This is a genomic window from Janibacter endophyticus (genome assembly GCF_016888335.1).
In the GTDB taxonomy this organism is placed as follows: Bacteria; Actinomycetota; Actinomycetes; order Actinomycetales; family Dermatophilaceae; genus Marihabitans; species Marihabitans endophyticum.
Genome location: NZ_JAFEJG010000004.1, coordinates 2,754,795 through 2,780,184, shown reverse-complemented (window position 1 = coordinate 2,780,184; position 25,390 = coordinate 2,754,795). Strand labels below are relative to the sequence as shown.

Here is a 25,390-nt window from a genome sequence, read left to right as displayed (position 1 = left end):
CCGTTCGATGGTGGTCGGTGGTGCGAAGGGGAGTGCTGCGGTCGGTGGGTACGAGCCTTGGCTCGTGCGAGAAGGGGGGAGGGGCGAAGGGGGGTGTGAGGGGGGAGGTCGGGGTGTCAGAAGCGGCCACCTCCGCCGAAGCCGCCTCCGCCGCCGAAGCCGCCCCCACCGAAACCACCGCCGAAGCCGCCGGAGCTGCCGCCCCAGCCGCCCCCGCGGCCGCCCCCGCCGAAGCCGCCGGTGAGGATGCCGCCGAGGATGACGGAGCCGACGTCGACACCGCCGCTGCGACCGCCGCCGTAGCCACCGCCGAAGCCGCCCCCACGCCCCTGCCACTGGTCGACGTCTCGCTGGGCCTTGGAGAGTGCCCGCTCGCCGAGGGCCTCGGCCTCGGTGAGCAGCTGCTCGGCGCGGTCGGGGTCGCTGCCGGCGATCTGGGCAGCCTGGTTGTAGAGCTCGAGCGCCTGGTCGATGTCGGTGCGGGCCTCGTAGGCGACGGCGCCGCGGTTGCGCGAGATCGTCCCCTGGATCGACTCGAGCCGGGCACGGACGGTCGCCATCCGCCGGCCGACCCGGTCGGCGGCCCGCCGCCGGGTCTCGTCGGCCTCGCGGTGCGGGGCGAGCGCGGCGTCGAGGTCGTGCTCGGCCCGCTCGAGGGCGGACAGCGCCGCGAGCGGGTCACCGCCGGAGCGGGCGCGGGTGCCCTGCTCGATGGCGACCCGGGCCGCGCCGAGCGCGGTCGTCGTCAGCTGGTCGGTGGCGCCGAGCCGCTCGACGTCGGCGACGTCCGCGGAGATCGAGGCGAGCGCCCGGTCGAGGTGCCCGGTCGCGTCGGCGAGCATCGCCTTGGCCCCGCTGACGTGGTCGAGGGCGTCGCTCGCCTGGCCGAGGGCGTCCTCGGCGGCCCGCGCGGCAGCGACGGCCGCGGGCCGGTTGTCGCCCTGGGCGAGGTGCTCCTTGCCGGTCGTGACGAGCTCGCGGGCCGAGGCGACGAGCCGCCGCGCCTGCTCGATGCTGTCGCCGACCGAGACGAGCGCCTCGGGGGCGTGGGTGGCGCGCAGCCCGGCGAGCTCCTGCTCGGCGACGGGCAGGCGCTGCTCGACCTCGCCGGCGCGCACGTCGAGCTCGGTGAGCATCTGCGGCACGCGGGTCTGCAGGTCGCGCAGCCGGGAGAACTCGGCCTCCTCGGCGTCGAGCGCGGTGTCGGCCTCTGCGGCGAGCGCGAGGATGCGCTCGAGCCCGGCGCGCTGCTCGGGCTCGGCGAGGTTGCCGAGCCGCTCGGCGTCGTCGAGCCGGCGCTGGATGCCGAAGGCCTCGCTCGCCTTGGCCCTGGCCGCCTCGAGGGTCTGCTGGAAGCGCTGGGTCGCCTGCTGCCCGAACTGCGCCTGGGCGAAGGTCAGCTCCTCGGCGGAGGCCCGGATCGCGTTGTCGAGGTCGACGAGGGCGGTGCCGGCGCGCCTGCGGAGCGCATCGATCGGCTCGGCGGGTGCACCGGCCGGACCGTGGCCGGGAGCCGCCCCCGAGCGGCCCTTGCGCCCGGCGCGGGCGAGGAGCAGCCCGGCGCCGCCGATGCCGACGAGGCCGGCGACGGGCAGCCAGCCGGGGATCCCGGAGCCGCCGATGCCGTCGCCGCTGCTCCCGGGGCCGCCCCCGCTCAGGGCATCGGCGTAGCCGCGCGCGGCGGCCGTCACGGCGCCGCCCCAGTCGTTGTCGCCGAGCGCCGGCTCGATGTACATGCTGCGCACACCCTGGTCGTCCTCGGCACTGAGCCCGGACTCCTCCATGGCGTAGGTGCCGTAGCGCCGGTCCTGCACGGCGACGGCGAGGAGCACGTCGTCGCCTCCCATGCCGGACTCCTCGAAGGTCTGCTGCGCCCAGGTCGCGCCGTCCATGCCGTCGAAGGAGTCGACGTAGACGACGAAGAGCTGGATCCCGGCGGCGCGGGCCTCGTCGAGCGCCTCGTCGTACTGCGAGAGGTCGCCGAGGACGCCGGTCTCGTCGGTCACCTGGTCGGGGAGGTTCATCGGCTCGGTGGCCGGCGCGGACGTGAGCGAAGGGGGCGTGGCCGGGACCGCGGCGTGGGCCGCCGCGGGCGCGAGACAGGTGGCGAGGCCGACCGCTGACGCGGCCGACCATCGTCGGACGGTGACGGCTCGACGCGACACTCGCGGGCACCCCTTCGTCGGTACGGTGCCGCCGGTCGGCAGCCCCTGGACTGACCCTGCCACACGGCGGCGCGTCACGGGAGGTGCGAGGTACGGCAGACTGGACCCCTGTATGAGCGAGTCCCTGGCCCCCCTGCGCACAGCCGTCGCCGACCTCCCCGTCGTCCACGAGCTGCTCACCCACACCCACCGCACCGACGAGCTGGACGTCAGCGTGCCCCCGGGCCTGCGGGCCCCGCTGATCTCCCTGCTCAGCCGGCCCGTCGAGGACGGCGCGAAGGGGGTGGCCCCCCTCCTCGTCGTCACGGCCACCGCACGCGAGGCCGACGACCTCGCGGAGGCGTTGCGCTGCCTGATCGACAGACCGGACGACGCGACGAGCGCGGTCGTCACCTACCCGAGCTGGGAGACGCTCCCGCACGAGCGGCTCAGCCCGCGCAGCGACACCGTCGGCCGGCGGCTCGCGGTCCTGCGTCGCCTCGCGCACCCGGAGGTCGACGACCCCGAGCACGGTCCGGTGGCCGTCGTCGTCGCCTCGGTCCGTGCGGTCCTCCAGCCCATGGTCAAGGGCCTCGGCGAGCTCGTCCCGGTGAGCCTCGAGGTGGGCGACGAGCGGCCGCTCGAGCAGATCGTCGACGACCTCGTCGCCGCCGCCTACGTGCGCACCGACCTCGTCCAGCGCCGCGGCGAGTTCGCCGTGCGCGGCGGCATCCTCGACGTCTTCCCCCCGACCGACGAGCACCCGGTGCGGGTCGAGCTCTTCGGCGACACCGTCGAGTCGATCCGGTGGTTCAAGGTCGCCGACCAGCGCAGCATCGAGGGCACGCCCGGCGTCGCCGACCGGCTGTGGGCGCCGCCGTGCCGCGAGATCCTGCTCACCGACGAGGTCCGTGCTCGCGCGGCCGAGCTCGCCACCCAGCTGCCGGGCGTCGCCGACATGCTGCACAAGGTCGCCGAGGGCAACGCCGTCGAGGGCATGGAGTCGCTCGCACCGGCCCTCGTCGACGGCATGGAGTCGGTCCTCGACGTCCTGCCCGACGGCGCCCGCGTCGTCGTGAGCGACCCCGAGCGGGTGCGCACCCGCGCCCACGACCTCGTCTCGACGAGCGAGGAGTTCCTCCAGGCGTCGTGGGCCAACGCCGCGAGCGGCAACGCCGTGCCCGTCGACCTCGAGGGCGTCCTCGACACCGGCTCCCACTGGACCCTCGCCCAGGCCCGCGAGCACGCGCTGGCCCTCGGCCTCGGGTGGTGGACGCTCACCCCCTTCGCCGTCGACGCCGAGCTGGCCGACACCATGGCCGACGCCGTCGAGCACGACCACGTCGCCCTCCACGTCCCGGCGGCGGAGCCGCCCCGCTTCCGTGGCAACACGGACGCGGCGGTCGAGCAGTTCCACCAGTGGCACGACGCGGGGTGGCGCATCCTCGTCGCCACCGACGGGCCCGGCCTCGCCGAGCGCGTGCGAGAGGTCATGCGGGACAACGACATCCCGACGCGTGACGGAGGGTCGCTCGAGAGCGGCACCGTGACCGTCACCGTCGCGACCCTGGGCACCGGCTTCGTCGCCGAGGGTGACCGGCTCGCCGTGCTCACCGAGTCCGATCTCCTCGGGGCGAGCACCGGCACCGGCTCGACGCGCGACATGCGGCGGATGCCGAGCAAGCGGCGCAAGCAGGTCGACCCGCTGGAGCTGCGCCCCGGCGACTTCGTCGTCCATGAGCAGCACGGTGTCGGTGCCTTCGTCGAGATGATCCAGCGCACCGTGCAGGGCGCGACCCGTGAGTACCTCGTCCTCGAGTACGCGCCGAGCAAGCGCGGCCAGCCGGGGGACCGGCTCTTCGTGCCGACCGACCAGCTCGACCAGGTGACCCGCTACGTCGGCGGCGAGACGCCGTCGGTCAACAAGATGGGCGGCAGCGACTGGAAGGCGACGAAGTCGCGCGCCCGCAAGTTCGTCAAGCAGATCGCCGGCGAGCTCATCCGCCTCTACAGCGCGCGGATGGCGACGAAGGGGTACGCCTTCGGCCCCGACACCCCGTGGCAGCGCGAGCTCGAGGAGGCCTTCGCGCACATCGAGACCCCTGACCAGCTGAGCACGATCGAGGAGGTCAAGGCAGACATGGAGCGGTCCGTCCCGATGGACCGGCTCATCTGCGGCGACGTCGGCTACGGCAAGACCGAGATCGCGGTCCGGGCGGCCTTCAAGGCGATCCAGGACGGCAAGCAGGTCGCGGTGCTCGTGCCGACGACCCTGCTGGTGCAGCAGCACCTCAACACCTTCTCCGAGCGCTACGCCAGCTTCCCCGTCACGGTTCGGGCGCTCTCGCGCTTCCTCACCGACAAGCAGGCCAAGGACGTCATGGCGGGCCTGGCCGACGGCAGCATCGACATCGTCATCGGCACGCACCGCCTGCTCGGCGGCGAGGCGAAGTTCAAGGACCTCGGCCTGGTGATCATCGACGAGGAGCAGCGCTTCGGCGTCGAGCACAAGGAGCAGCTCAAGGCGATGCGCACCGCCGTCGACGTCCTCGCGATGTCGGCGACCCCGATCCCGCGCACGCTCGAGATGGCGGTCACCGGCATCCGCGAGATGTCGACGCTCGCCACGCCGCCGGAGGAGCGCCACCCGGTGCTGACCTTCGTCGGGCCGTACGAGGAGAAGCAGGTCGCCGCCGCGATCCGCCGCGAGCTGATGCGTGAGGGCCAGATCTTCTTCGTGCACAACGACACCCGCACGCTCGACCGGACCGCCGCGCGGCTGCGCGAGCTCGTCCCCGAGGCGCGGGTCGAGACCGCCCACGGCAAGATGGGCGAGCACCGGCTCGAGCAGGTCGTCGTCGACTTCTGGGAGCGTCGCTTCGACGTCCTCGTGAGCACGACGATCGTCGAGACCGGCCTGGACATCTCCAACGCCAACACGCTGATCCTCGACCGCGCCGACAAGCTCGGTCTCTCGCAGCTGCACCAGCTGCGCGGTCGCGTCGGGCGCGGTCGCGAGCGCGCCTACGCCTACTTCCTCTACCCGCCGGACAAGCCGCTCACCGAGACCGCGCACGACCGGCTGCAGACGATCGCGGCCAACACCGACCTCGGCTCCGGCATGCAGATCGCGATGAAGGACCTCGAGATCCGCGGCGCGGGCAACCTCCTCGGCGGCGAGCAGTCTGGCCACATCGCGGGCGTCGGCTTCGACCTCTACGTCCGGATGGTCGGCGAGGCCGTCGCGGACTTCAAGGGCGAGGGCGAGAAGGCGCCGGCCGAGGTCAAGATCGAGCTGCCCGTCGACGCGCACCTGCCGCACGAGTACATCCCTGGCGAGCGGCTGCGCCTCGAGGCCTACGCCAAGCTCGCCGGCGCGGCGAGCGAGAGCGACCTCGAGGAGATCGTCGAGGAGCTGATCGACCGCTACGGCGCCCTGCCCGAGCCGGTCCGCAACCTCGTCGCCGTCGCCCGCCTGCGCATCCTCGTGCGCCAGGCCGGGCTCACCGACGTCGTGGCCCAGGGCCAGCACGTGCGCCTCGCCCCGGTGAGGCTGCGCGAGTCCCAGCAGCTGCGTCTCGCCCGGGTCTACCCGAAGTCCCTCTACAAGGAGGGGACCGGCACGGTCCTCGTGCCCAAGCCGATGACCGCACGCATCGGCGGCGCCCCCCTTCGTGACCAGGCGGTGCTCGACTGGGCCGCCGATCTCGTCCGTAACGTCATGCTCGACAATGTGGTGGAGACTGGTGCCGGGAGCCCCTCCCGATGACTCATGTGGTGCCAGCACAGACCCGAAAGGACCTCGTCGTGACCCGACGCCCCCGCCTCGCCCTCACCTCCCTCGCCCTCGCCTGCGGCGTCGCGCTGGCCGGGTGCGGGTCCGCCGAGGTCACCGAGGTCGGCCAGACCGCGCCCCGTGAGGCCGCGGCCACCGTCGGCGACCGGACGATCACCATCGGCGACGTCCAGGCGGCGACCAAGGGGACCAACGACTTCATCCGTGAGCAGGGCGGGCAGCAGACGATGAGCGGCCGTGACATCCTCACGACGCTGCTCTTCGCACCCGAGATCATCGAGACCGCCCAGACCTCCGGCGTCTCCGTGCCGAGCGCGGCGGCCGTCGAGCGCGTCCTCGGCCAGCTCGGCATCGACAAGGCGCCGGCGACCGTCGAGCTCATCCGCGCCCAGAGCGTGCGTGAGCAGATGACGCCCGAGCAGGTCCAGGCGGCCTTCGAGTCCGCGAGCACGGACATCTCGGTCAACCCCCGCTACGGCACCTTCAGCCCCGAGCAGGGCCTCACCGAGGCGACGCCGAACTGGCTGGCCGCCGAGGAGGAGCCGCTCGAGCCCGGCCACAGCGCCGACGACGGTCACGACCACTGAGCCTGACGCGGTGAGCGCTCGCGTCGTCCTGCTCGCGAGCAGCCCGCGGGTCGCCCCCGGGCTGCTCAGCGCGGACGCCTGGCGCTGCCTCGACGGCGCCGCCGGCCGTCTGGCGCGCACCGACGACGAGGTCCTCGTCGCGGCCGTGCGGGCCGCCGGCCTCGAGGTCGAGACCGTGGGCGAAGGGGTGTCCGCACCCGATCTCTCCCGCCGCCTCGTCGAGAAGGCCGCCTCCCTGGACGGCGAGGTCGTCTGGCTCGGGTCCGCCGACGGCGACCCCGGGTTGAGCGACGCCCTGGCGGCCGAGCTGTCGGCTGCCGCGGAGCCGCCGGAGATCGAGGTGCTCGTCGGGTCGTGGGACGTGCCCGGCGCCCGGCTGCTCGACGCCGTCGCGGTGATGGACCGGCTGCGCAGCCCGGGCGGTTGCCCGTGGGACGCGGAGCAGACCCACGAGAGTCTGGCCCCCTACGCGGTCGAGGAGGCCGGCGAGGTCGCCGAGGCGATCGAGGGGCTGGCCGACGGGTCGCATCGCTACGAGGACGTCAAGGAGGAGCTCGGCGACCTGCTGCTCCAGGTGCTCTTCAACGCCCGGGTGGCCAGCGAGGGCTCGCACCCCGCGGCCCACGCGCAGACCGCCGCCGACACCCCCTTCGACATCGACGACGTCGCGGCGACCCTCGTCGACAAGCTCGTCCGGCGTCACCCCCACGTCTTCGCCGGGTCGACCGCGGCGACGCCAGAGCAGGTCGAGGCGCAGTGGGCCGAGATCAAGGCTGCGGAGAGGGCCGCCAAGGCGGCCCGGCGGGCGACCCCACCACGCTGACTCGCGGGTACGACGACCCTTGCCGTGGAGGCGGCACCCGATGACGCCCGGAGCAGGCGGATGCGCAGCCCTGCTCGCCGGGCAACGGTCGTCGTACTCGCGCGTAGCTGCGGACAACCTGCCGGGGAGGCGGCCGGCACCTGGGTGGGGTGGGGGGAGGCGGCGTAAACTACCGATGAGTAGCTGATGCCGACGGCGAAGGGGTAGCGATGAGGTCGGTGCAGGAGCGGGCCGGGGCCCGGACGTCGGCGGTCGAGGCGGCCCGGAAGGCCGAGGACGCCGAGCGCGCCGGCCGCTACGACGCGATCGTCGTCGGCGCCGGGACGAGCGGCGGGATCATGGCGCGCGACCTCAGCGAGGCGGGCATGCGAGTCCTCGTCCTCGAGGCCGGCCAGCACATGAGCCGCGACACCTACCCGCGCAACGAGCTCGACGGCAACAGCCAGCTCTACTGGGGCGGCGGCGTCGAGCTGACGACGGACGCGGCCATCGGCATCCTGCGACCGCGGGTCGTCGGCGGTGGCGGCATCGTCAACCAGGCGCTCATGGACCGCTTCGACGACGTCGCGCTCGACGACTTCCGCGCCGCGTCCGGCCACCCGCTCTTCAGTGTCGAGGCGATGGCGCCCTGGTACGGCGACGTCGAGGGACGCACGGCGCTCGAGGACGTCTCCGGCCGCACGCGCAACGGCAACGCCGCGATCTTCGCCGAGGGCTTCGCGGCCAACGGCTACCGCTACAAGCCGCTGCGCCGCGCCCAGTCGGCCTGCGACTACGAGGGCGGCGCGTCGTGCGTCGAGTGCCTCAACGGCTGCCGCCTCGACTCCAAGCAGTCGCCGAACGTCACCTCGATCCCCAGGGCGCTCGCCGCCGGAGCGACCCTCGTCCCGCAGACCGAGGTCGGCGAGGTGAGCGAGGACGCGACCGGCGTGACCGTCCACGCCCGCTCCGCGGACGATGTCGACCGGACCTACACCGCGGACCGGCTCGTCCTGGCCTCCGGCGCGATCGGCAACTCCAGGCTGCTCCTCGCGTCGGGCTTCGAGCGGCAGCTGCCCCGGCTCGGGCACAACTTCTTCAGCCACCCGCAGTACATGAACATCGGCGTCTACGACGAGCCGGTCGGCGCCTTCCGCGGGCCGCTGCAGAGCTACAAGTCCGACGACCCGGGCTTCCGTCGGCAGGGCTTCAAGCTGGAGAACGTCTTCGCCGGACCGGTCGGCATCTCGATGCTCGTCCCGGGCATCGGCGCCGACCACGCCGACGTCATGAAGCAGCTCGACCGTCTCGGCTGCGTCGAGGTCGCCGTCCGTGACACCAACCCTGGCCGGATCCGCCTCGGCAAGAGGACGAAGGGGGTCAACGGCGCGATCGGGTATGCACCGGTCATCGAGAAGAAGCTGAACGCCGAGGACCGGCGTCGTCGTGACCTCGGCATGGACGCGATCCGCAACATCTTCCACGCCACCGGCGCCCGCCGGGTCATCCACGGCCGCATGGGGATCGGCCTGCACCTCATGGGCGGGCTGGCGCTCAGCGAGTCCCCGAGCACGGGCTGCGTCGGGCACGACTTCCGGCTGCACGGCAGCCGACGGATCTGGACCGGGGACAGCTCGACCTTCCCCAACGCCCCAGGCATCAACCCTTCGCTGACGATCCAGGCCATCTCGGCCGCCGCAGCCGCCGCGATCACGGAGGACGCCCGATGACACTCACCCCGACCCAGCGCGCCGGGCTGCTCCGCCTCGGCGACGTCATCATCCCCGGCGACGGCGAGCTCCCCTCCTTCTCGCAGTCCGGCGTCGCCGACCACGTCGACCAGATGCTCGACTGGATGTACGAGGCGGACCGCTCCGCCCTGCTCCTTCTGCTGACGACGGTGTCGAAGATGCCGCGCCTCGCGGTCAAGGCGCTCGTGCTCTCGACCGAGCACGGCGACTCGGCCCCCGAGCCGCTCGCCGGAGGGCTGCGCATGGCCAGCCTCGGCATCAAGGGCGTCATCCTCAGCCTCTATTACTCCGGCGTCGACGCGGGCGGCCGTGTCCGCGAGGTCATCGGCTACGACGTGGGCTGCCCGACCAACCCCGACGAGCCCGACCGCTCGCTGCCCGAGAACGCCTCCCTCCCACCCGTCGGACGACAGGAGCGCACCCGATGAGCGCCCGCAGCTATCCCACCCACGACGTCGAGGTCGAAGGGGCCGTCGAGCGTGGCCGTGCCGCCGCCCGGGCGCTCGCCGCGCTCACCGTCGAGGAGCGGGTCGGCCACCTCACCCGCCTGCGGCACGCGATCCTCGTCCGGCGCGAGGAGATCATCGACGTCATCCAGGCCGACACCTCGAAGTCGCGCAGCGACATCCTCGTCTCGGAGATCTTCGGCGCGCTCGACGTCATCCGCTGGTGCGAGGACAACGCCGCCTCGGCGCTCGCCGACGAGAAGGTCCCGACCCCGCTCACGATGATGGGCAAGAAGTCCTTCATCGCCTACGAGCCGCTGGGCACCGTCCTTGTCATCTCGCCGTGGAACTACCCCTTCTACCAGGCGATGGCGCCGATCGCGCTGAACCTCGCGGCGGGCAACACCGTCCTCTACAAGCCGAGCGAGCACACCCCTCTCCGCGGGCTGATCGAGTCGCTCCTCGAGGAGGCCTCTGTCGCCCCGGCGTGGGTGCAGGTCCACTACGGCGAGGGCGACGTCGGCGCCGCGCTGCTCGAGCAGGGGCCGGACAAGGTGATGTTCACCGGGTCGACCGCGACCGGCAAGAAGGTCATGGCCGCCGCGGCCGAGCGGCTCGTCCCCGTCGAGCTCGAGCTCGGCGGCAAGGACGCGATGATCGTCTTCGACGACGTGACGATCGAGCGCGCCGTCGCCGGGGCGCTCTGGGGCGGGCTGACCGCCACCGGCCAGTCGTGCACCTCGGTCGAGCGGATCTACGTGCAGCGCGGCATCTACGACGCCTTCGTCGCCGCGCTCGCCGACGGCGCCCGCCGGATCAAGCAGTCGACCGACGAGGACGGCGACTCCGACATCGGCGCGATGATCACCCCGTCGCAGATCGGGATCGTCGCCGAGCACCTCGCCGACGCCGTGGCCGCCGGGGCGACCCTGCGCACCGGTGAGGAGTGGGACCACACCTCCGCGATGATCCCGCCGCTCGTCCTCACCGACGTTCCCGAGACCGCCCAGATGGCGACCGAGGAGACCTTCGGGCCGATCCTGCCGGTCTACCCCTTCGAAACGGAGGCCGAGGTGATCGAGCGCGCGAACGACTCCGTCTACGGGCTCACCGCGAGCGTGTGGAGCAAGGACCTCGACCGCGCAGACCGGGTCGCGCGTGCGCTGCGCGTCGGGGGCGTGTCGATCAACAACGTCATGGCGACCGAGTCGACGCCCGCGCTGCCCTTCGGCGGGGTCGGGCTGTCGGGGATGGGGCGCTACAAGGGGGTCAACGGGCTGCGCGCCTTCACCAACGCGAAGTCCGTCGTCGTCGACAAGGACAGCGACGTCATCGAGGCGAACTGGTTCCCGTACACGTCGAAGAAGTACGAGATGTTCGTCGCGATGATGGAGGCGTGGTTCTCCGACGGCCCGACCCGGCTGCCGCGCTTCGGGGTCCTCGGCACCCGGCTCGAGTCGTACGCCAAGAAGGCCCGCCGCTGACCGGACCGTCCACACCCGCGCCCCCTCTCTCTTTCCGCACGAGCCAAGGCTCGTACCCTTCGAAGGGGTACGAGCCTTGGCTCGTGCGATGGGTGGGAGGGTGGGAGGGTGGGGGGGCGGCCGTCCCGCTCAGACCCTCTCGACGTGGTCGGCCTGTGGTCCTCGGTCGCTCTGCCGGACCTGGTACCGGACCCGGTCGCCTGGGTACAGCTCGTCGGTGCCGCTGACGACCGACACGTGCACGAAGAGGTCGGCGCCTCCCGCGTCCGGGGTGATGAAGCCGAACCCCCGCTCCGCGTCGTAGCGCGCGACCACTCCCTCGCCGCCGCGCACCGGGCCGTCGGAGGCACCTCGGTGCCCCGACCTGGCGCGAGGTGCCGACGGCGCGCGTGAGCTCCGCGGCGCCGAGCCGCGTGCGAGGCGCACGTCACGAGCCTGCGGTCCCCGGTCGCCCACGACGACGTCGTAGGTCACCCGGTCTCCCTCGCGCACGTCGGGGAGCCCGTCGGCCAGCTCCCGGACGTGGACGAAGACGTCCGCGCCGCCCGAGTCTGGGGTGATGAAGCCGAAGCCCTTGTCCTCGTCGTACCAGGACACGGTGCCGTCCGCCCCGTCGGACGCCACGGCCGCCTGCGCGGCCTGGGCCCCCAGAGGGAGCAGGTGATCCGCCTGTGCTCCCCGCTCGCCGTCGACGACGAGGAACGCCACCCGCTGGCCCTCGGAGACGACCCCGCCTCCCACGATGGCCGAGCTGTGCACGAAGATCTGGGCGCCGCCGTCGTCGGGGGTGATGAAGCCGTACCCCTTGGCCGGCTCGTACCAGGCGACGGTGCCGAGCACGCCCAGCGGGGCATCGGCGGCCTGGTCGGCCGTGACCCGGACACGGCGGGCCTGCGGGCCGCGGTCGCCCTCGCCGATCTCGAACTCGACCACCTGTCCCTCACGGAGCACCCTCACCGCGTCGGGGCTGACGATCTCGGACGCGTGGACGTACAGGTCCTCCGACTCCTCCTCGAGGGCGATGAAGCCGAACCCCCGGTCGGTGTCGAACCAGCGGACAGTTCCCTCAGGCACGGCGGACTCCTCATCGAGACTACGGTCGGTCCGCTCCAGTGTCCCGCACGGGACGAGGCAGCGGGTGCGCACGGACGAGGCGTGGCGTACCTGCCGCACGAGCTGTCGTGCGACCGGGTCGCAACGGCGCAGCTCCCCCGGTGGTTTCGCCGTGATGAAGCTGAGCGTCAGCCTGAGCAAGGAAGACCTCGAAGGCCCCGCGGGGCAGGTTCGCTCGGTCGCCGTTGGACGGATCGGCTCGTCCGTCGGTCGGGTGCCGCCCCGATGGGTGGTTGCGGTCGACGCAGCGCTGCGACTCCATCTGCAGCTGTGGCCGCCCTCCATCCGGCACGACCCGTACCGGGCCGCGCGTCGCTCGGCGGAACCGGCCGACGCCGCCGATACCCTCGGCAATAGGCTCGAGGGGGAGCACGCACGCCCCCCTTCGCCCTCGACATACAGGAGTGACTGCACGTGGCCACCATCGAAGCCATCGGCGCCCGCGAGATCCTCGACTCCCGAGGCAACCCGACCGTCGAGGTCGAGGTCGCTCTCGACGACGGCAGCATCGGCCGCGCGGCCGTCCCCAGCGGTGCCTCCACCGGCGCCTTCGAGGCCGTCGAGCGCCGTGACGGCGACAAGAAGCGCTACCTCGGCAAGGGCGTCCAGGACGCCGTCCGCGCCGTCGAGGACGAGCTCATGCCGCAGCTCCTCGGCTACGAGGCAAGCGACCAGCGGATCATCGACTCCGAGATGATCGCCATCGACGGCACCGACAACAAGGGCAAGATCGGCGCCAACGCGATCCTCGGTGTCTCCATGGCCGTCGCCCACGCCGGCGCCCTCTCCGCGGGCCTGCCGCTCTTCCGCTACATCGGCGGCCCCAACGCGCACGTCCTGCCGGTGCCGATGATGAACATCCTCAACGGCGGCTCGCACGCAGACTCCAACGTCGACATCCAGGAGTTCATGATCGCCCCCATAGGCGCCGCCTCCTTCCGCGAGGCGCTGCGCTGGGGCACCGAGGTCTACCACGCGCTCAAGGCCGTCCTCCACGACAAGGGCCTGGCGACCGGCCTCGGCGACGAGGGTGGCTTCGCGCCGAACCTCGACAGCAACCGCGACGCCCTCGACCTCATCCTCGAGGCGATCAAGAAGGCCGGCTACGAGCCGGGCAAGGACATCGCGCTCGCGCTCGACGTCGCCGCCTCCGAGTTCTACGAGGACGCAGGCAAGGGCTCCTATCGTTTCGAGGGCAAGAAGAAGTCGGCCAAGGACATGGTCGACTACTACGCCGAGCTCGTCGACGCCTACCCGCTCGTCTCGATCGAGGACCCGCTCAACGAGGACGACTGGGAGGGCTGGGTGGCCATCACCGAGCGCCTCGGCGACAAGGTCCAGCTCGTCGGTGACGACCTCTTCGTCACCAACCCCGAGCGCCTCGCCCGCGGCATCGCCGACGGCGCGGGCAACGCCCTGCTCGTCAAGGTCAACCAGATCGGCTCGCTCACCGAGACGATGGACGCCGTCGAGCTCGCCCACCGCAACGGCTTCAAGTGCATGATGAGCCACCGCTCCGGCGAGACCGAGGACGTGACGATCGCCGACCTCGCCGTCGCGACGAACTGCGGCCAGATCAAGACCGGCGCCCCGGCCCGCTCCGAGCGCGTCGCCAAGTACAACCAGCTCCTGCGCATCGAGGAGGAGCTCGACGACGCCGCGGTCTACGCCGGCGCCGGCGCGTTCCCGCGTTTCAAGGGCTGATCGATGGGTCGTCCGACGAGCCGCCGCCCGAAGGGGTCCTCCGGGACCTCTCGGGGGGCCGGCCCGACCCGCCCGCCCGGCCGCAGGGCCGGCGGGCGGGCGACTGGACGACCCCGGGCCGGCGCCACCCCTTCGTCCCGCCGCCGGAGGCTCTCGCTGACGCCGCGCCGCTGGGTGGCCCTGGCCTCCGTCCTCTTCCTCCTCGCGGTCATGCTGGTGCCGACGGCCAAGAGCTATCTCGACCAGCGCTCGCGGATCGGTGAGCTGCGGGCCGAGGTCGCCCAGCAGGAGCAGGACGTCAAGGCGCTCGAGCGGGAGCGCGAGCTCTGGGCCACCGACGAGTACGTCGAGGCACAGGCCCGGCAGCGGCTGAAGTTCGTCAAGGTCGGCGACCGCGCCTACACGGTCATCGACGCCGACCCCGAGGCCGACGTCGACCCCGAGACCGGCGCGGCGACCGGTGACCTCACCGGACCCTGGTACGAGCGGCTCGGTGACTCGCTCGCCGCGGCCGACGCTCGCACCGGGACCGCGCGCTAGATGGCGACCTACGACGAGCACGGCAACGACCTCGACCGGGTGAGCCAGGCCGACCTCGACGCCGTGACGGCCCAGCTGGGGCGCCAGGCGCGCGGGGTCGTCGAGATCGCCGCCTACTGCCCGTGCGGGTGCCCGGCGGTGGTGCGGACGGCGCCGCGACTGCCTGGTGGCACGCCCTTCCCCACGTCGTTCTACGCGACCTGCCCGCGGCTGACCGGCGCGATCTCCACGCTCGAGAGCGCCGGGGTCATGGCCGAGATGAGCCGGCGGCTGGCGCAGGACGAGGCCTATGCCGCCGCCTACCAGGCCGCGCACGAGGACTACCTCGCCCGCCGTGCCGAGCTCGGTGACGTGCCCGAGGTCGCCGGCATCTCGGCCGGCGGCATGCCCACCCGGGTCAAGTGCCTCCACGTCGTCGTCGCGCACGCGATGGCGGTCGGTCCCGGTGTGAACCTCCCCGGCGACGAGGCGCTCGCGATGCTGCCGCGCTGGTGGGACGGCGGTTGCTGCGCCGTCCTCACCGAGGAGGACGCATGAGGGTCGGCGCCGTCGACTGCGGCACCAACTCCATCCGCCTGCTCGTCGCCGACGTCACCGCCGGCGGCGACGCAGCGCCGGCGACCCTGGCCGACGTCGTCCGTCGCGGCGAGGTCGTCCGGCTCGGCCAGGGGGTCGACGCCACCGGCCGCCTCGACGACGCGGCGCTCGCCCGGACCCTGGACGTCGCCGCCGAGTTCGCCCAGACCTGTGCCGACGAAGGGGTGGAGCGCGTCCGCTTCGTCGCGACGTCGGCGTCGCGGGACGCGGAGAACGCCGCAGACTTCGTCGCGGGAGTGCAGGCGGCCTTCGCCGCGCACGGGCTCGAGGTCAGCCCCGAGGTCGTCTCGGGGGACGAGGAGGCCGAGCTGTCCTTCGTCGGGGCGACGAGCGGGATGGCCGGATCGGGGATCAAGGGTCCCTACCTCGTCGTCGACCTCGGGGGCGGCTCGACCGAGCTCGTCCGGGGGAGCGACGCGGTGAGCGAGGAGATCTCGCTCGACATCGGCTCGGTGCGCATCACCGAGCGGCACCTGCTCTCCGACCCGCCGACCGTGCCGGAGGTCGAGGCTGCCCGCTCCGACATCGCCGATGCGCTCGACCTCGGGGAGTCGCGGGTCGGCATCGGCGGGCTCGGTGCGCTCGTCGGGCTCGCGGGGTCGATCACGACGGTGACGGCCCGGGCGCTCGGGCTCGACCGCTACGACTCCGAGCGGATCCACCTGGCCCGGCTCGCGCCGGAGCAGGTGCTCCAGGCGGCGGCCGAGATCGTCTCCGCCGACCGCGAGACGCGGCGCGCCATGCCGTACATGCACCCCGGCCGGGTCGACGTCATCGGCGCCGGCGCGCTCATCTGGCATGACCTCGTCGCCCGGGTGGCCGAGGTCAACGGGCCCGACCTGGCGGTCGTCACCTCCGAGAAGGACATCCTCGACGGGATCGCCTTCTCCGCCGCCGGCCGCGGCGCCTGACTTTTCGCGTCTGCCACGGCACCCGCGAAGGGGCCGCCCAACCACCCCCTTTCGCACGAGCGAAGGCTCCTGTCCACCCTCTTTCGCACGAGCCAAGGCTCCTGCGGTCTCCGGCTGGATTCTGGCGGTACGAGCCTTGGCTCGTGCGAATCGTGGGGCGCATCGAGCGCCACCGAGGACCTCCCGGGCACCTCCTCGTCGTCGAGCTCGGGCAGCAGCTCGGAGAGCTCGGCCACGACGAAGGGGGAGGCGCGCACCCCTTCGGTCGACGGTCCCACCGTCGGCATCTGACTGACCCCACCGACCCGAAGGGGGAGCCGAGCGTCGCAGGGGGCCCGGCGGCTCCCCCTTCGCCTACCCTGGACCTGCCCCCGTAGCCCAACTGGCAGAGGCCGGAGACTTAAAATCTCCCACGGTGCGGGTTCGACTCCCGTCGGGGGTACCGAGCGGTGGGCCGTGCGTGTGGTCCGTGTCACGATGGACGACATGCAGATCGCAGACCACATCACCGACCTCATCGGCCACACCCCGCTGGTGCGGCTCGGCCGCGTCACCCCGCCCGGATCCGGACTCGTCGCCGCGAAGGTCGAGTACCTCAACCCCGGCGGCAGCGTGAAGGACCGGATCGCCCGCAAGCTCGTCGACGCCGCGGAGGCCTCCGGCGAGCTCAAGCCCGGCGGCACCATCGTCGAGCCGACCTCCGGCAACACCGGCGTCGGGCTCGCGCTCGTCGCCCAGGAGCGCGGCTACCGCTGCATCTTCGTGTGCCCGGACAAGGTCGGCAAGGACAAGATCGACGTCCTGCGCGCTTACGGCGCCGAGGTCCAGATCGTCCCCACCTCCGTCGCACCGGACCACCCCGACAGCTACTACTCCGTGAGCGACCGCCTCACCGCCGAGATCGACGGCGCGTGGAAGCCCAACCAGTTCTTCAACCTCAACGGGCCGCAGGCGCACTACGAGAGCACCGGCCCGGAGATCTGGGAGCAGACCGGCGGCAAGATCACCCACCTCGTCGCCGGCATCGGCACCGGCGGCACCATCACCGGCACCGGCCGCTACCTCAAGGACATCAGCGAGGGGCGCGTCACGGTCGTCGGCGCCGACCCCGAGGGCTCCGTCTACTCCGGCGGCACCGGCCGTCCCTACCTCGTCGAGGGCGTCGGCGAGGACATGTGGCCCGGCGCCTACGACCCCGACGTGCCCGACGAGGTCATCGCCGTGAGTGACGCCGAGTCCTTCGCGATGACGCGCCGCCTCGCCCGCGAGGAGGGCCTGCTCGTCGGCGGCAGCTCCGGCATGGCCGTCGTCGCCGCGCTCAAGGTCGCCGAGCGCGACCCCGACGCCGTCATCGTCGTCCTCCTGCCGGACGGCGGCCGCGGCTACCTCGCGAAGATCTTCGACGACGAGTGGATGGCCAGCTACGGCTTCACCGGTGGTAGTGACGACGCGACCACCCTCGGCGACGTCCTGCGCGGGAAGTCCGGCGACCTCCCTTCGCTCGTCCACACCCACCCGACCGAGACGATCCGCGACGCCATCGAGATCCTCCGCGAGTACGGCGTCTCGCAGATGCCGGTCGTCAAGGCCGAGCCGCCCGTCGTCCTCGGCGAGGTCGCCGGCGCGGTCACCGACCGAGACCTGCTCGACGCCCTCTTCGAGGGCAAGGCCTCGCCGGCCGACCCGGTGAGCAAGCACATGGGCGCCAAGCTGCCGCAGATCGGCGCCGGCGAGAGCGCCGCCGCCGCGGTCGCCGCGCTCGAGCACGACGACGCCCTCCTGGTCATCGAGGGTGGCAAACCGATCGGCGTCGTCACCCGCCAGGACCTCCTGGGCCACATCTCCGTCCGAGCGAAGGGCTGACCCATGGGCGAGCACAAGAGCGCGGCGGACGCGCACTCCACGCACGGCTTCTCCACCCGGGCGATCCACGCCGGCTACTCCCCGGACCCGCTCACCGGCGCGGTCAACGTGCCGATCTACGCGAGCTCGACCTTCGCCCAGGACGGCGTCGGCGGGCTGCGGGGCGGCTTCGAGTACGCCCGGACGGGCAACCCGACCCGGCAGGCCCTCGAGGCCAACGCCGCCTCGATCGAAGGGGGGTCGCACGGCCGCGCCTTCGCCTCCGGGATGGCGGCGACCGATGCCCTCCTGCGGGCGACGCTGCGCCCGGGTGATCACCTCGTCATCCCCGACGACGCGTACGGCGGCACCTTCCGGCTCATCGACAAGGTCTTCTCCCAGTGGGGGATCGAGCACACGCCAGCACCCGTCGGCGACGTCGACGCGATCCGCGCCGCGATGCGTCCGAGCACCAAGCTCGTGTGGCTCGAGACGCCGACCAACCCGCTGCTCAACGTCGGCGACATCGCGGCAGCCGCCGAGGTCGCCCACGCCGGCGGGGCGCGGCTCGTCGTCGACAACACCTTCGCCAGCCCCTACCTGCAGCAGCCGCTCGCGCTCGGCGCCGACGCCGTCCTCCACTCGAGCACGAAGTACCTCGGTGGCCACAGCGACGTCGTCGGCGGCCTCCTCGTCACCGACGACGAGCAGCTGGACAGCGACATCGCCTTCCTGCAGAACGGCTCCGGCGGCGTCCCCGGCCCATTCGACGCGTACCTCACGATGCGTGGCATCAAGACGCTCGGTGTGCGGATGGAGCGGCACTGCGACAACGCCGAGGCGATCGTCGAGCTGCTGCAGTACCGCCGAGAGATCACCCACGTGCTCTACCCGGGGTTGCCCGAGCACCCGGGGCACGAGGTCGCGGCTCGTCAGATGAGCCGCTTCGGCGGGATGATCTCGGTGCGCATGGCCGGGGGTCGCGAGGCGGCGCAGCGGCTGTGCGCGCGGACCGAGATCTTCACCCTCGCGGAGTCGCTCGGCGGCATCGAGTCGCTCATCGAGCACCCCGGCGCGATGACGCACGCCTCGACGGCGGGCTCGCAGCTCGAGGTCCCCGACGACCTCGTCCGGCTCTCCGTGGGCATCGAGGACGCCGACGACCTCCTCGCCGACCTCACCCAGGCCCTCGACGGCATCTGACCCCTTTGCGTCCGCCACCGTGGGGTCATCGGCCCCACGGTGGCGGACGCAGGCAGGGGTGGGCCCGGGGTGGCGCGGAATGCTCGCGCAGCCCCGGGCCTTAGTCTTGTCAGCAGTATCTCCACGGACCCCATGAAAGAGGCCCGCATGTCCAACCCCATCCTTGGCCGCGTCGAGCAGGACGCCCGCAACGGCTACGTCGGCTTCCGCGACCACGCCCAGACCCCGCAGGGCGGCTACCAGCAGACGCAGACGCCGCAGTACGGCGGCCCGCAGCAGGGCTACGGCCAGCAGGGCTACGGCCAGCAGGGCTCCGGCCAGCAGGGCGGCTACCAGCAGACCCAGCCCGGCTTCCCGCAGGACCCCACGGTCCAGCACGGCGGCGGCTGGGGTGGCGACGGTGGCCGGTCGGTGACGATCGACGACGTCATCATGAAGACGGCGGCCCTCTTCGCGGTCATGCTTGCCGCCGCGGTCCCCGCGTGGTTCCTCGCGCCGACCCTGGGTCTGGCGGTCTGGGGCGTCGGCCTCGTCGGCGGTCTCGGCATCACCCTCTACCTGATGTTCTCCAAGAAGCCGGTCAGCCCGGCGCTGGCCGTCGCGTACGCGGTCTTCCAGGGCCTCTTCGTCGGCGCGATCAGCCGCAGCTACCACGAGGTCTTCGACGTCGCCGTCACCGGCCAGACGCTGCCGATCTTCCAGAGCATCGTCGTCCAGGCGGTCCTCGCGACCCTGTGCGTCTTCGGCGCGATGCTCTTCCTCTACAAGTCCGGCATCGTCAAGGTGACCCAGAAGTTCCGCGCCGTCGTCTCGATGATGGTCCTCGGGTACTTCGTCTTCGCCCTGATCAACCTCGCCTACGCGATGATCACGAGCACCCCCTTCGGCATCGGCGGCAGCGGCATGCTCGGGATCGGCATCTCGATCTTCGCGGTCGGTCTCGCGTCGGTCACGCTGGCGCTCGACTTCGACAACATCGATACCGCGATCCGCACCAACGCGCCGGAGTCCTACTCCTGGACGCTCGCGCTCGGCCTCGTCGCCACGCTCGTCTGGCTGTACCTGGAGATCCTGCGACTCCTCGGTCGCCTGCGCAGCGAGTGACGCCCGTGCTGCGCTCGCCCGTCCCGGACGATGTCGCAGCCGAGCTCGACCGCGCGGTCCGACGGTGGCACCAGCTGCCGTGGGACCGCGCGGTCGCTGCGTCTGCGGGCGTCCACGACCTCCTCGCGGAGCTCGCGGGGCAGTCCCTGCCGGACCTCGGCCCGGCCGTCCTGGCCGACCAGCTGAGGGTCGTCGTCTACGACGCCTGCGCGAAGGGGGAGGTGCCGGGCCTGGCAGACCGGCTCGCCTCCCTTCGCCTCACCTGGGCGTGACGAAGGCCCCCGACCGAGCCGGTCGGGGGCCTTCGTCGACGGGGATCAGCTGAGGCGCTCGTAGATGATCGCCATGCCCTGGCCGCCGCCGACGCACATCGTCTCGAGACCGAAGGTCCCGTCCGTGGCGGAGAGGCCGTTGAGCAGCGTCGTCGTGATCCGCGCGCCGGTGGCACCGAAGGGGTGGCCGAGGGCGATCGCGCCGCCGTGGACGTTGAGCTTGTCCTCGTCCATGCCGAGGTCGTCGGCGGAGGCGAGCACCTGGACGGCGAAGGCCTCGTTGATCTCGTAGAGGTCCATGTCCGAGATCGACATGCCGGCGTTGGCGAGCGCCTTGCGCGAGGCCTCGACCGGGCCCATGCCCATGATCTCGGGGGAGAGGCCGGAGACGCCGGTGGCGACGACCCGCGCGAGCGGGGTGAGGCCGAGCTCCTTGGCCTTGGTGTCGCTCATGACGACGACCGCGGCGGCGCCGTCGTTGAGCGGGCAGCAGTTGCCGGCGGTGATGACGCCCTGCTCGCGGAAGACCGGCTTGAGTCCCTGGACGGCCTCGAGGGTGACACCGGCGCGGGGGCCGTCGTCGGCGGAGACGACGGTGCCGTCGGCGAGGGTGACGGGGATGATCTCGCGCTCGAAGAAGCCGGCCTTGATGGCCTCCTCGGCGCGGTTCTGGGAGCGCACGCCCCACTCGTCCATGCGGAGGCGGTCCATGCCGCGCGAGGTGGCGACGTTCTCGGCCGTCTGGCCCATCGCCAGGTAGACGTCGGGCAGCAGGCCCTGCTCGCGCGGGTCGGTCCACGTCTCGTTGGACCGGGCCATCTCCGCGGAGCGGGCCTGGGCGTCTGCGAAGAGCGGGTTCATCGCGTCGTTGTCGACCCCGCCTGCACCGGCGAAGCTCTGGTACTGGCTGACGCACTCGACGCCGCCGGAGACGAAGATGTCGCCCTCGCCGGCCTTGATCGCGTGGTAGGCCATGCGCGTGGTCTGCACCGACGAGGCGCAGAAGCGGTTGACCGTCGTGCCGGGCAGCTTGTCGTAGCCGGCGAGCACGGCGATGACGCGGGCCATGTTGGACCCGGCCTTGTGGCTCGGCTCGGCGCAGCCCCAGTGGAGGTCGTCGACGGTGTCGCCGTCGAGGCCGATCTTGTCGAGGGCGGCCTTGACCATCTGGGCCGACAGGTCGTCAGGACGGAGATCCTTCAGCGAGCCCTTGAAGGCGCGTCCGATGGGGGAGCGGGCGGTCGAGACGATGACGGCTTCGGTCACAGGTCCTCCTGCGTCGGGGGTGGGTCCGCGGCGGGGCCGCAGTCTCTCTGAGCCTAGGGCAGACGGCGTGGCGTCGGCGCGCCCCCGTGGGCAGGGTCACCCGATCGCACGAGCCAAGGCTCGTGCGTCGGGGGAGGACGGATCGACCGGGTAGGAGCCTTGGCTCGTGCGAAGGGGGGAGGGGGCGAGGGGAGGGGGTATGGGAGGGGGGTGGGGTGGGGCGGCTGCGGCGGGTGCGGCGGGTCAGCCGGTGGCGTCGGGCGAAGGGGTGACCAGCCGGCGACGCAGCACCGCCCAGCGACCCAGCGGCCCGGCCACGCGGCCGTCGATGGTCGCCGCGCTCACCTCGGCGCCGGGGGTCTCGACCGCGCGGCCGGCCGCGTCGTCGATCGAGCCCAGACCCTCACCGCGGGAGGGCTCCGGATCGGTGTCACGCTCCGCCCCGCCCGGCCAGGCATCGAGCGCCGCCGCCACGCTCGGCAGCAGCGCGCTCGCGACGCGGGCGTACCCGGCGGCGGAGGGGTGGAACCGGTCCTGGCTGAACATCACCGACGGGCTGGCCTCGAACTCGGGTCCCAGCAGGTCCGCCAGGGAGACGGTGCGCGCCCCGGCCTCGACGACGGCGACGGTCTGCGCGGCGGCCAGCTCGCGGCTCCACCGGCGCAGCAGCGCGTTGAGCGGGAAGGGGATCGGCTCGACGGTGCCGAGGTCGGGGCACGTCCCGACGACGACGGGCACGTCGAGGGTCCGCAGGTAGCGCACGGTCCGCTCGAGGTGCCGCACGGCGGTGCTGCGGTCGATCCGGTGGGTGACGTCGTTGGCGCCGATGAGGATGACCGCGATGTCGGGGTGGTCCACGCGGGCGAGTGCCCGCGAGAGCTGGGCGGTGAGAGCGCTGGACTCGGCGCCGATGTCCGCCTCGTTCGTCAGCTCGACGGGGCGGCCCATGATCGCGGCGAGCCCGGTCGCGATGATCGCGCCGATCGTCTGGTAGCGGGTGTCGGCGCCCATGCCGGCGGCGGTGGAGTCGCCGAGGACGATGAGCTGGACGGGGTCGCCAGGGGCCGCGCCGTAGACGCCGTCGTCGTCGGGCGCCCCCTCGAAGGGCCGACCGACGACACGCCGCGCGATCCGGCCCTCGACCTGGATGAGGCCGTAGCCGAGGCCGGCGAGGGCCGCGCCGGTGAGCGCCGTTGCACCAGTAGCCGTCGCGGCTCGCCATGCGAGTCGTGTCACGCCGCTCATCGGTGTCCTTTCGCGTGCGGAACGGCCAGACTAGTGTGCGCTTCCCCTCCCCCCGACGTAGAAGGACCGATGACCGACTTCCCGCACCTCTTCGAGCCGCTCGACCTCGGCTTCACCACCCTGCGCAACCGCACGATCATGGGGTCGATGCACACCGGCCTCGAGGACCGGGCGCGCGACTTCGAGCGGCTCGCGACCTTCTTCGCCGAGCGGGCGAAGGGGGGTGTGGGCCTCATCGTCACGGGCGGCTTCTCGCCGAACCTCGAGGGTTCCTTCTACCCGGGGTCCTCGAAGATCACGACCCGTCGCGAGGCCCGCCGCCACCGCCAGATCACCGACGCGGTGCACAAGGAGGGCGGGAAGATCGCCCTCCAGGTCCTGCACGCCGGCCGGTACGCGTACTCGCCGATCAAGGTGGCGCCCTCGGCGATCAAGTCGCCGATCACCCCCTTCGTCCCCCGGGCGCTCTCGGAGCGGGGCGTCCGCCGCCAGATCCGCTCGTACGGCCGCGCGGCCGAGCTGGCCCGCGAGGCGGGCTACGACGGCATCGAGATCATGGGCTCCGAGGGCTACTTCATCAACCAGTTCCTCGCGCCGCGCACGAACAAGCGCGAGGACGGCTGGGGCGGCTCGGCGGAGAACCGGCGCCGGATCGCCGTGGAGATCGTGCGTACCGCCCGGGCGGCGGTCGGCGAGGACTTCATCATCTTGTACCGACTCTCCGTGCTCGACCTCGTCGAGGACGGCCAGACCTGGGAGGAGATCGTCGCTCTCGCCAAGGAGATCGAGGCGGCCGGCGCGACGATCATCTCGACCGGCATCGGCTGGCACGAGGCGCGCGTCCCGACGATCGTCACCTCGGTGCCGCGGGCGGCCTTCGTCGACATGGCGGCCCGGCTGCGCGAGCACGTCTCCGTCCCCGTCGTCACGTCGAACCGGATCAACATGCCGGACGTCGCGGAGTCCATCCTCGCGGCGGGCAAGGCCGACCTCATCCAGATGGCGCGGCCCTTCCTCGCCGACGAGGACTGGGCGATCAAGGCGCAGGAGGGGCGCGTCGACGAGATCAACACGTGCATCGGCTGCAACCAGGCCTGCCTCGACCACACCTTCGAGCGCAAGACCGCGAGCTGCCTGGTCAACCCGCGCGCCGCTCACGAGACCGAGCTGGTCATCGGTCCGACCCGCACGGTCAAGCACGTCGCGGTCGTCGGTGCCGGACCGGCCGGGCTGTCCGCCGCGGTGACCGCCGCCCAGCGTGGCCACCGGGTCGAGCTCTTCGAGGCGGGGGAGGACATCGGCGGGCAGTTCGCCATCGCGATGCGCATCCCCGGCAAGGAGGAGTTCGCCGAGACGGTCCGCTACTACCGCACCCAGCTCGACCTCACCGGCGTCAAGGTCCACCTCGGGACGCGTGCCGACGAGGAGACGCTCTCGGACTTCGACGAGGTCGTCCTCGCGACCGGTGTCGAGCCACGCGTGCCGCAGATCGAGGGCATCGACCACCCGAAGGTGCTCACCTACCCCCAGGTCGTCCTCGGTGAGGTCGAGGTGGGACCGCGTGTCGCCGTCATCGGCGCGGGCGGCATCGGGGTCGACGTCACGGAGTTCCTCACGACGACGCACAGCCCGACCCTCGACCTGCAGGCGTGGGAGCGCGAGTGGGGGATCGACGCCGACTCCGACAACCGCGGCGGCCTCGTCGAGCCGCAGGTCGAGCCGTCGCCGCGCGAGGTCTACCTCGTGCAGCGCAAGACGACCAAGATCGGCGCCGGTCTCGGCAAGACGACCGGCTGGGTCCACCGCGCCGCCCTGAAGATGAAGGGCGTCGGCCAGATCACCGGCGCGACCTACGACCGGATCGACGACGCGGGCCTGCACATCACCGTCGACGGCGAGCAGCGTGTCCTCGACGTCGACCACGTCGTCGTCTGCGCGGGCCAGGAGTCGGTCCGTGACCTCGTCGAGCCGCTCGAGGCGAAGGGGGTCAAGGTCACCGTCATCGGTGGCGCCGACGTCGCCTCCGAGCTCGACGCGAAGCGTGCGATCCGTCAGGGGACGGAGGTCGCCGCGGCGTTGTGACGGGGGCTCGGGAGCCGTCGCGGGACGTGACCGAGAGGCAGACCCGTGGTCGGTCAGCCCGTGCCGACCTCGGTGGTCCCCTCGTAGAGGCCGATGTGGTTGCCGTCGGGGTCGGCGAAGATGGCCCACCAGCTCGTCTCGCTGATCGGTGAGCGCTCCATGACGACGCTGCCGCCCGACTCGGTGACCTTCGCGAGGGTCTCGTCGATGGAGTCGACCTCGACGTAGCTGCGGGGCTGGGTGAAGCCGTCCTCGCGCGGGGCGAGGCCACCGCCGCTGATCTTGTTCGGGGCCTGCCACATCGGGTAGTCCTCGAAGCCGGGCGGGGCGGAGATCTGCCAGCCGAAGAGGCCGGAGTAGAAGTCCTGGGCGGCCGCGATGTCGCTCACGGGGATGTCGATGTGGGTGATGTCGCCGTGCGGCATGGCTGACTCCTTCGTCGGGGACCTGCTGGCGCTCCCGACGCTAGACCCGCCCTCCGACAGCCGTCAGCGACGCTCC

The 25,390-nt window shown here is 72.3% G+C and carries 21 protein-coding genes and 1 tRNA gene; 17 read left to right on the top strand and 5 right to left on the bottom strand.

Translation table 11 applies throughout. From position 1 onward, the window contains the following. Positions 1-116: 116 nt before the first annotated feature. Positions 117-2,165, bottom strand: coding sequence for a TPM domain-containing protein (locus JNO54_RS14835; RefSeq protein WP_204144323.1), 2,049 nt, complete (start codon positions 2,163-2,165; stop codon positions 117-119). A gap of 112 nt (positions 2,166-2,277) precedes the next feature. On the opposite strand from JNO54_RS14835, the gene mfd reads away from it, so the two are divergent. From mfd to JNO54_RS13265, 6 genes are all read left to right on the top strand, one after another. Beyond that, complete coding sequence (mfd, locus tag JNO54_RS13290; RefSeq protein ID WP_204144322.1) at positions 2,278-5,913, top strand: transcription-repair coupling factor; 3,636 nt, start codon at positions 2,278-2,280, stop codon at positions 5,911-5,913. Positions 5,914-5,951: 38 nt separating this feature from the next. Beyond that, positions 5,952-6,527, top strand: a complete 576-nt coding sequence (locus JNO54_RS13285) for a hypothetical protein (protein ID WP_204144321.1) — start codon at positions 5,952-5,954, stop codon at positions 6,525-6,527. A gap of 10 nt (positions 6,528-6,537) precedes the next feature. Then, a complete protein-coding gene (locus JNO54_RS13280) occupies positions 6,538-7,350 on the top strand; it encodes a MazG nucleotide pyrophosphohydrolase domain-containing protein (RefSeq protein WP_204144320.1) in 813 nt (270 codons plus the stop codon). 209 nt (positions 7,351-7,559) lie between these two features. Further along, on the top strand, positions 7,560-9,059 hold the full coding sequence (locus JNO54_RS13275) for a GMC family oxidoreductase N-terminal domain-containing protein (RefSeq protein ID WP_204144319.1): 1,500 nt from the start codon (positions 7,560-7,562) through the stop codon (positions 9,057-9,059). After that, on the top strand, positions 9,056-9,508 hold the full coding sequence (locus JNO54_RS13270) for a hypothetical protein (protein WP_204144318.1): 453 nt from the start codon (positions 9,056-9,058) through the stop codon (positions 9,506-9,508). Before JNO54_RS13275 ends, JNO54_RS13270 begins: the two co-directional genes overlap by 4 nt. Next, entirely contained in the window at positions 9,505-11,010 is a 1,506-nt protein-coding gene (locus tag JNO54_RS13265) for an aldehyde dehydrogenase family protein (RefSeq protein WP_204144317.1), read from the top strand. The genes JNO54_RS13270 and JNO54_RS13265 overlap by 4 nt, the downstream gene beginning before the upstream one ends. 129 nt (positions 11,011-11,139) lie before the next feature. Here the strand turns inward: JNO54_RS13265 and JNO54_RS15045 are convergent, their stop codons facing one another. After that, on the bottom strand, positions 11,140-12,084 hold the full coding sequence (locus tag JNO54_RS15045; protein WP_204144316.1) for a cold-shock protein: 945 nt from the start codon (positions 12,082-12,084) through the stop codon (positions 11,140-11,142). 453 nt (positions 12,085-12,537) lie between these two features. Here JNO54_RS15045 and eno point away from each other — a divergent pair, with 453 nt between their 5' ends. The 10 genes from eno to JNO54_RS13210 all read left to right on the top strand — a co-directional run bounded on the left by eno (position 12,538) and on the right by JNO54_RS13210 (position 20,296). Continuing rightward, positions 12,538-13,827 carry a phosphopyruvate hydratase gene (gene eno / locus JNO54_RS13255; RefSeq protein ID WP_204144315.1) on the top strand — a complete coding sequence of 430 codons (1,290 nt, stop codon included), beginning with the start codon at positions 12,538-12,540 and terminating at the stop codon, positions 13,825-13,827. A gap of 3 nt (positions 13,828-13,830) precedes the next feature. After that, positions 13,831-14,367 (top strand): FtsB family cell division protein, encoded by a 537-nt coding sequence (locus JNO54_RS13250; protein WP_204144314.1) that lies wholly within the window; start codon positions 13,831-13,833, stop codon positions 14,365-14,367. Then, entirely contained in the window at positions 14,368-14,904 is a 537-nt protein-coding gene (locus JNO54_RS13245; protein ID WP_204144313.1) for a DUF501 domain-containing protein, read from the top strand. It begins immediately after the preceding gene. After that, positions 14,901-15,875 (top strand): Ppx/GppA phosphatase family protein, encoded by a 975-nt coding sequence (locus JNO54_RS13240; RefSeq protein ID WP_204144312.1) that lies wholly within the window; start codon positions 14,901-14,903, stop codon positions 15,873-15,875. The genes JNO54_RS13245 and JNO54_RS13240 overlap by 4 nt, the downstream gene beginning before the upstream one ends. A gap of 143 nt (positions 15,876-16,018) precedes the next feature. Continuing rightward, on the top strand, positions 16,019-16,252 hold the full coding sequence (locus JNO54_RS13235; protein WP_204144311.1) for a hypothetical protein: 234 nt from the start codon (positions 16,019-16,021) through the stop codon (positions 16,250-16,252). Then, a tRNA-Leu gene (locus JNO54_RS13230) sits at positions 16,243-16,317 on the top strand. The genes JNO54_RS13235 and JNO54_RS13230 overlap by 10 nt, the downstream gene beginning before the upstream one ends. A gap of 44 nt (positions 16,318-16,361) precedes the next feature. Further along, complete coding sequence (locus JNO54_RS13225; protein WP_204144310.1) at positions 16,362-17,738, top strand: cystathionine beta-synthase; 1,377 nt, start codon at positions 16,362-16,364, stop codon at positions 17,736-17,738. A 3-nt stretch (positions 17,739-17,741) separates the two neighbouring features. Next, positions 17,742-18,920 carry a cystathionine gamma-synthase gene (locus JNO54_RS13220; protein ID WP_204144309.1) on the top strand — a complete coding sequence of 393 codons (1,179 nt, stop codon included), beginning with the start codon at positions 17,742-17,744 and terminating at the stop codon, positions 18,918-18,920. Between the two features lie 147 nt (positions 18,921-19,067). Further along, positions 19,068-20,024 carry a Bax inhibitor-1/YccA family protein gene (locus JNO54_RS13215; protein ID WP_233703254.1) on the top strand — a complete coding sequence of 319 codons (957 nt, stop codon included), beginning with the start codon at positions 19,068-19,070 and terminating at the stop codon, positions 20,022-20,024. 5 nt (positions 20,025-20,029) lie between these two features. Next, positions 20,030-20,296: a hypothetical protein gene (locus JNO54_RS13210; protein ID WP_204144307.1), complete on the top strand. Its 267-nt coding sequence runs from the start codon at positions 20,030-20,032 to the stop codon at positions 20,294-20,296. A 45-nt stretch (positions 20,297-20,341) separates the two neighbouring features. Here JNO54_RS13210 and JNO54_RS13205 read toward each other — a convergent pair whose 3' ends face one another. Both JNO54_RS13205 and JNO54_RS13200 read right to left on the bottom strand, forming a co-directional pair. Next, positions 20,342-21,562 (bottom strand): acetyl-CoA C-acetyltransferase, encoded by a 1,221-nt coding sequence (locus JNO54_RS13205; RefSeq protein WP_204144306.1) that lies wholly within the window; start codon positions 21,560-21,562, stop codon positions 20,342-20,344. A gap of 243 nt (positions 21,563-21,805) precedes the next feature. Further along, positions 21,806-22,807 carry an SGNH/GDSL hydrolase family protein gene (locus JNO54_RS13200; RefSeq protein ID WP_204144305.1) on the bottom strand — a complete coding sequence of 334 codons (1,002 nt, stop codon included), beginning with the start codon at positions 22,805-22,807 and terminating at the stop codon, positions 21,806-21,808. Positions 22,808-22,876: 69 nt separating this feature from the next. On the opposite strand from JNO54_RS13200, the gene JNO54_RS13195 reads away from it, so the two are divergent. Further along, on the top strand, positions 22,877-24,889 hold the full coding sequence (locus tag JNO54_RS13195; RefSeq protein ID WP_204144304.1) for an NADPH-dependent 2,4-dienoyl-CoA reductase: 2,013 nt from the start codon (positions 22,877-22,879) through the stop codon (positions 24,887-24,889). Positions 24,890-24,942: 53 nt separating this feature from the next. Here the strand turns inward: JNO54_RS13195 and JNO54_RS13190 are convergent, their stop codons facing one another. Continuing rightward, positions 24,943-25,314: a VOC family protein gene (locus tag JNO54_RS13190; RefSeq protein ID WP_204144303.1), complete on the bottom strand. Its 372-nt coding sequence runs from the start codon at positions 25,312-25,314 to the stop codon at positions 24,943-24,945. Positions 25,315-25,390: the final 76 nt, after the last annotated feature.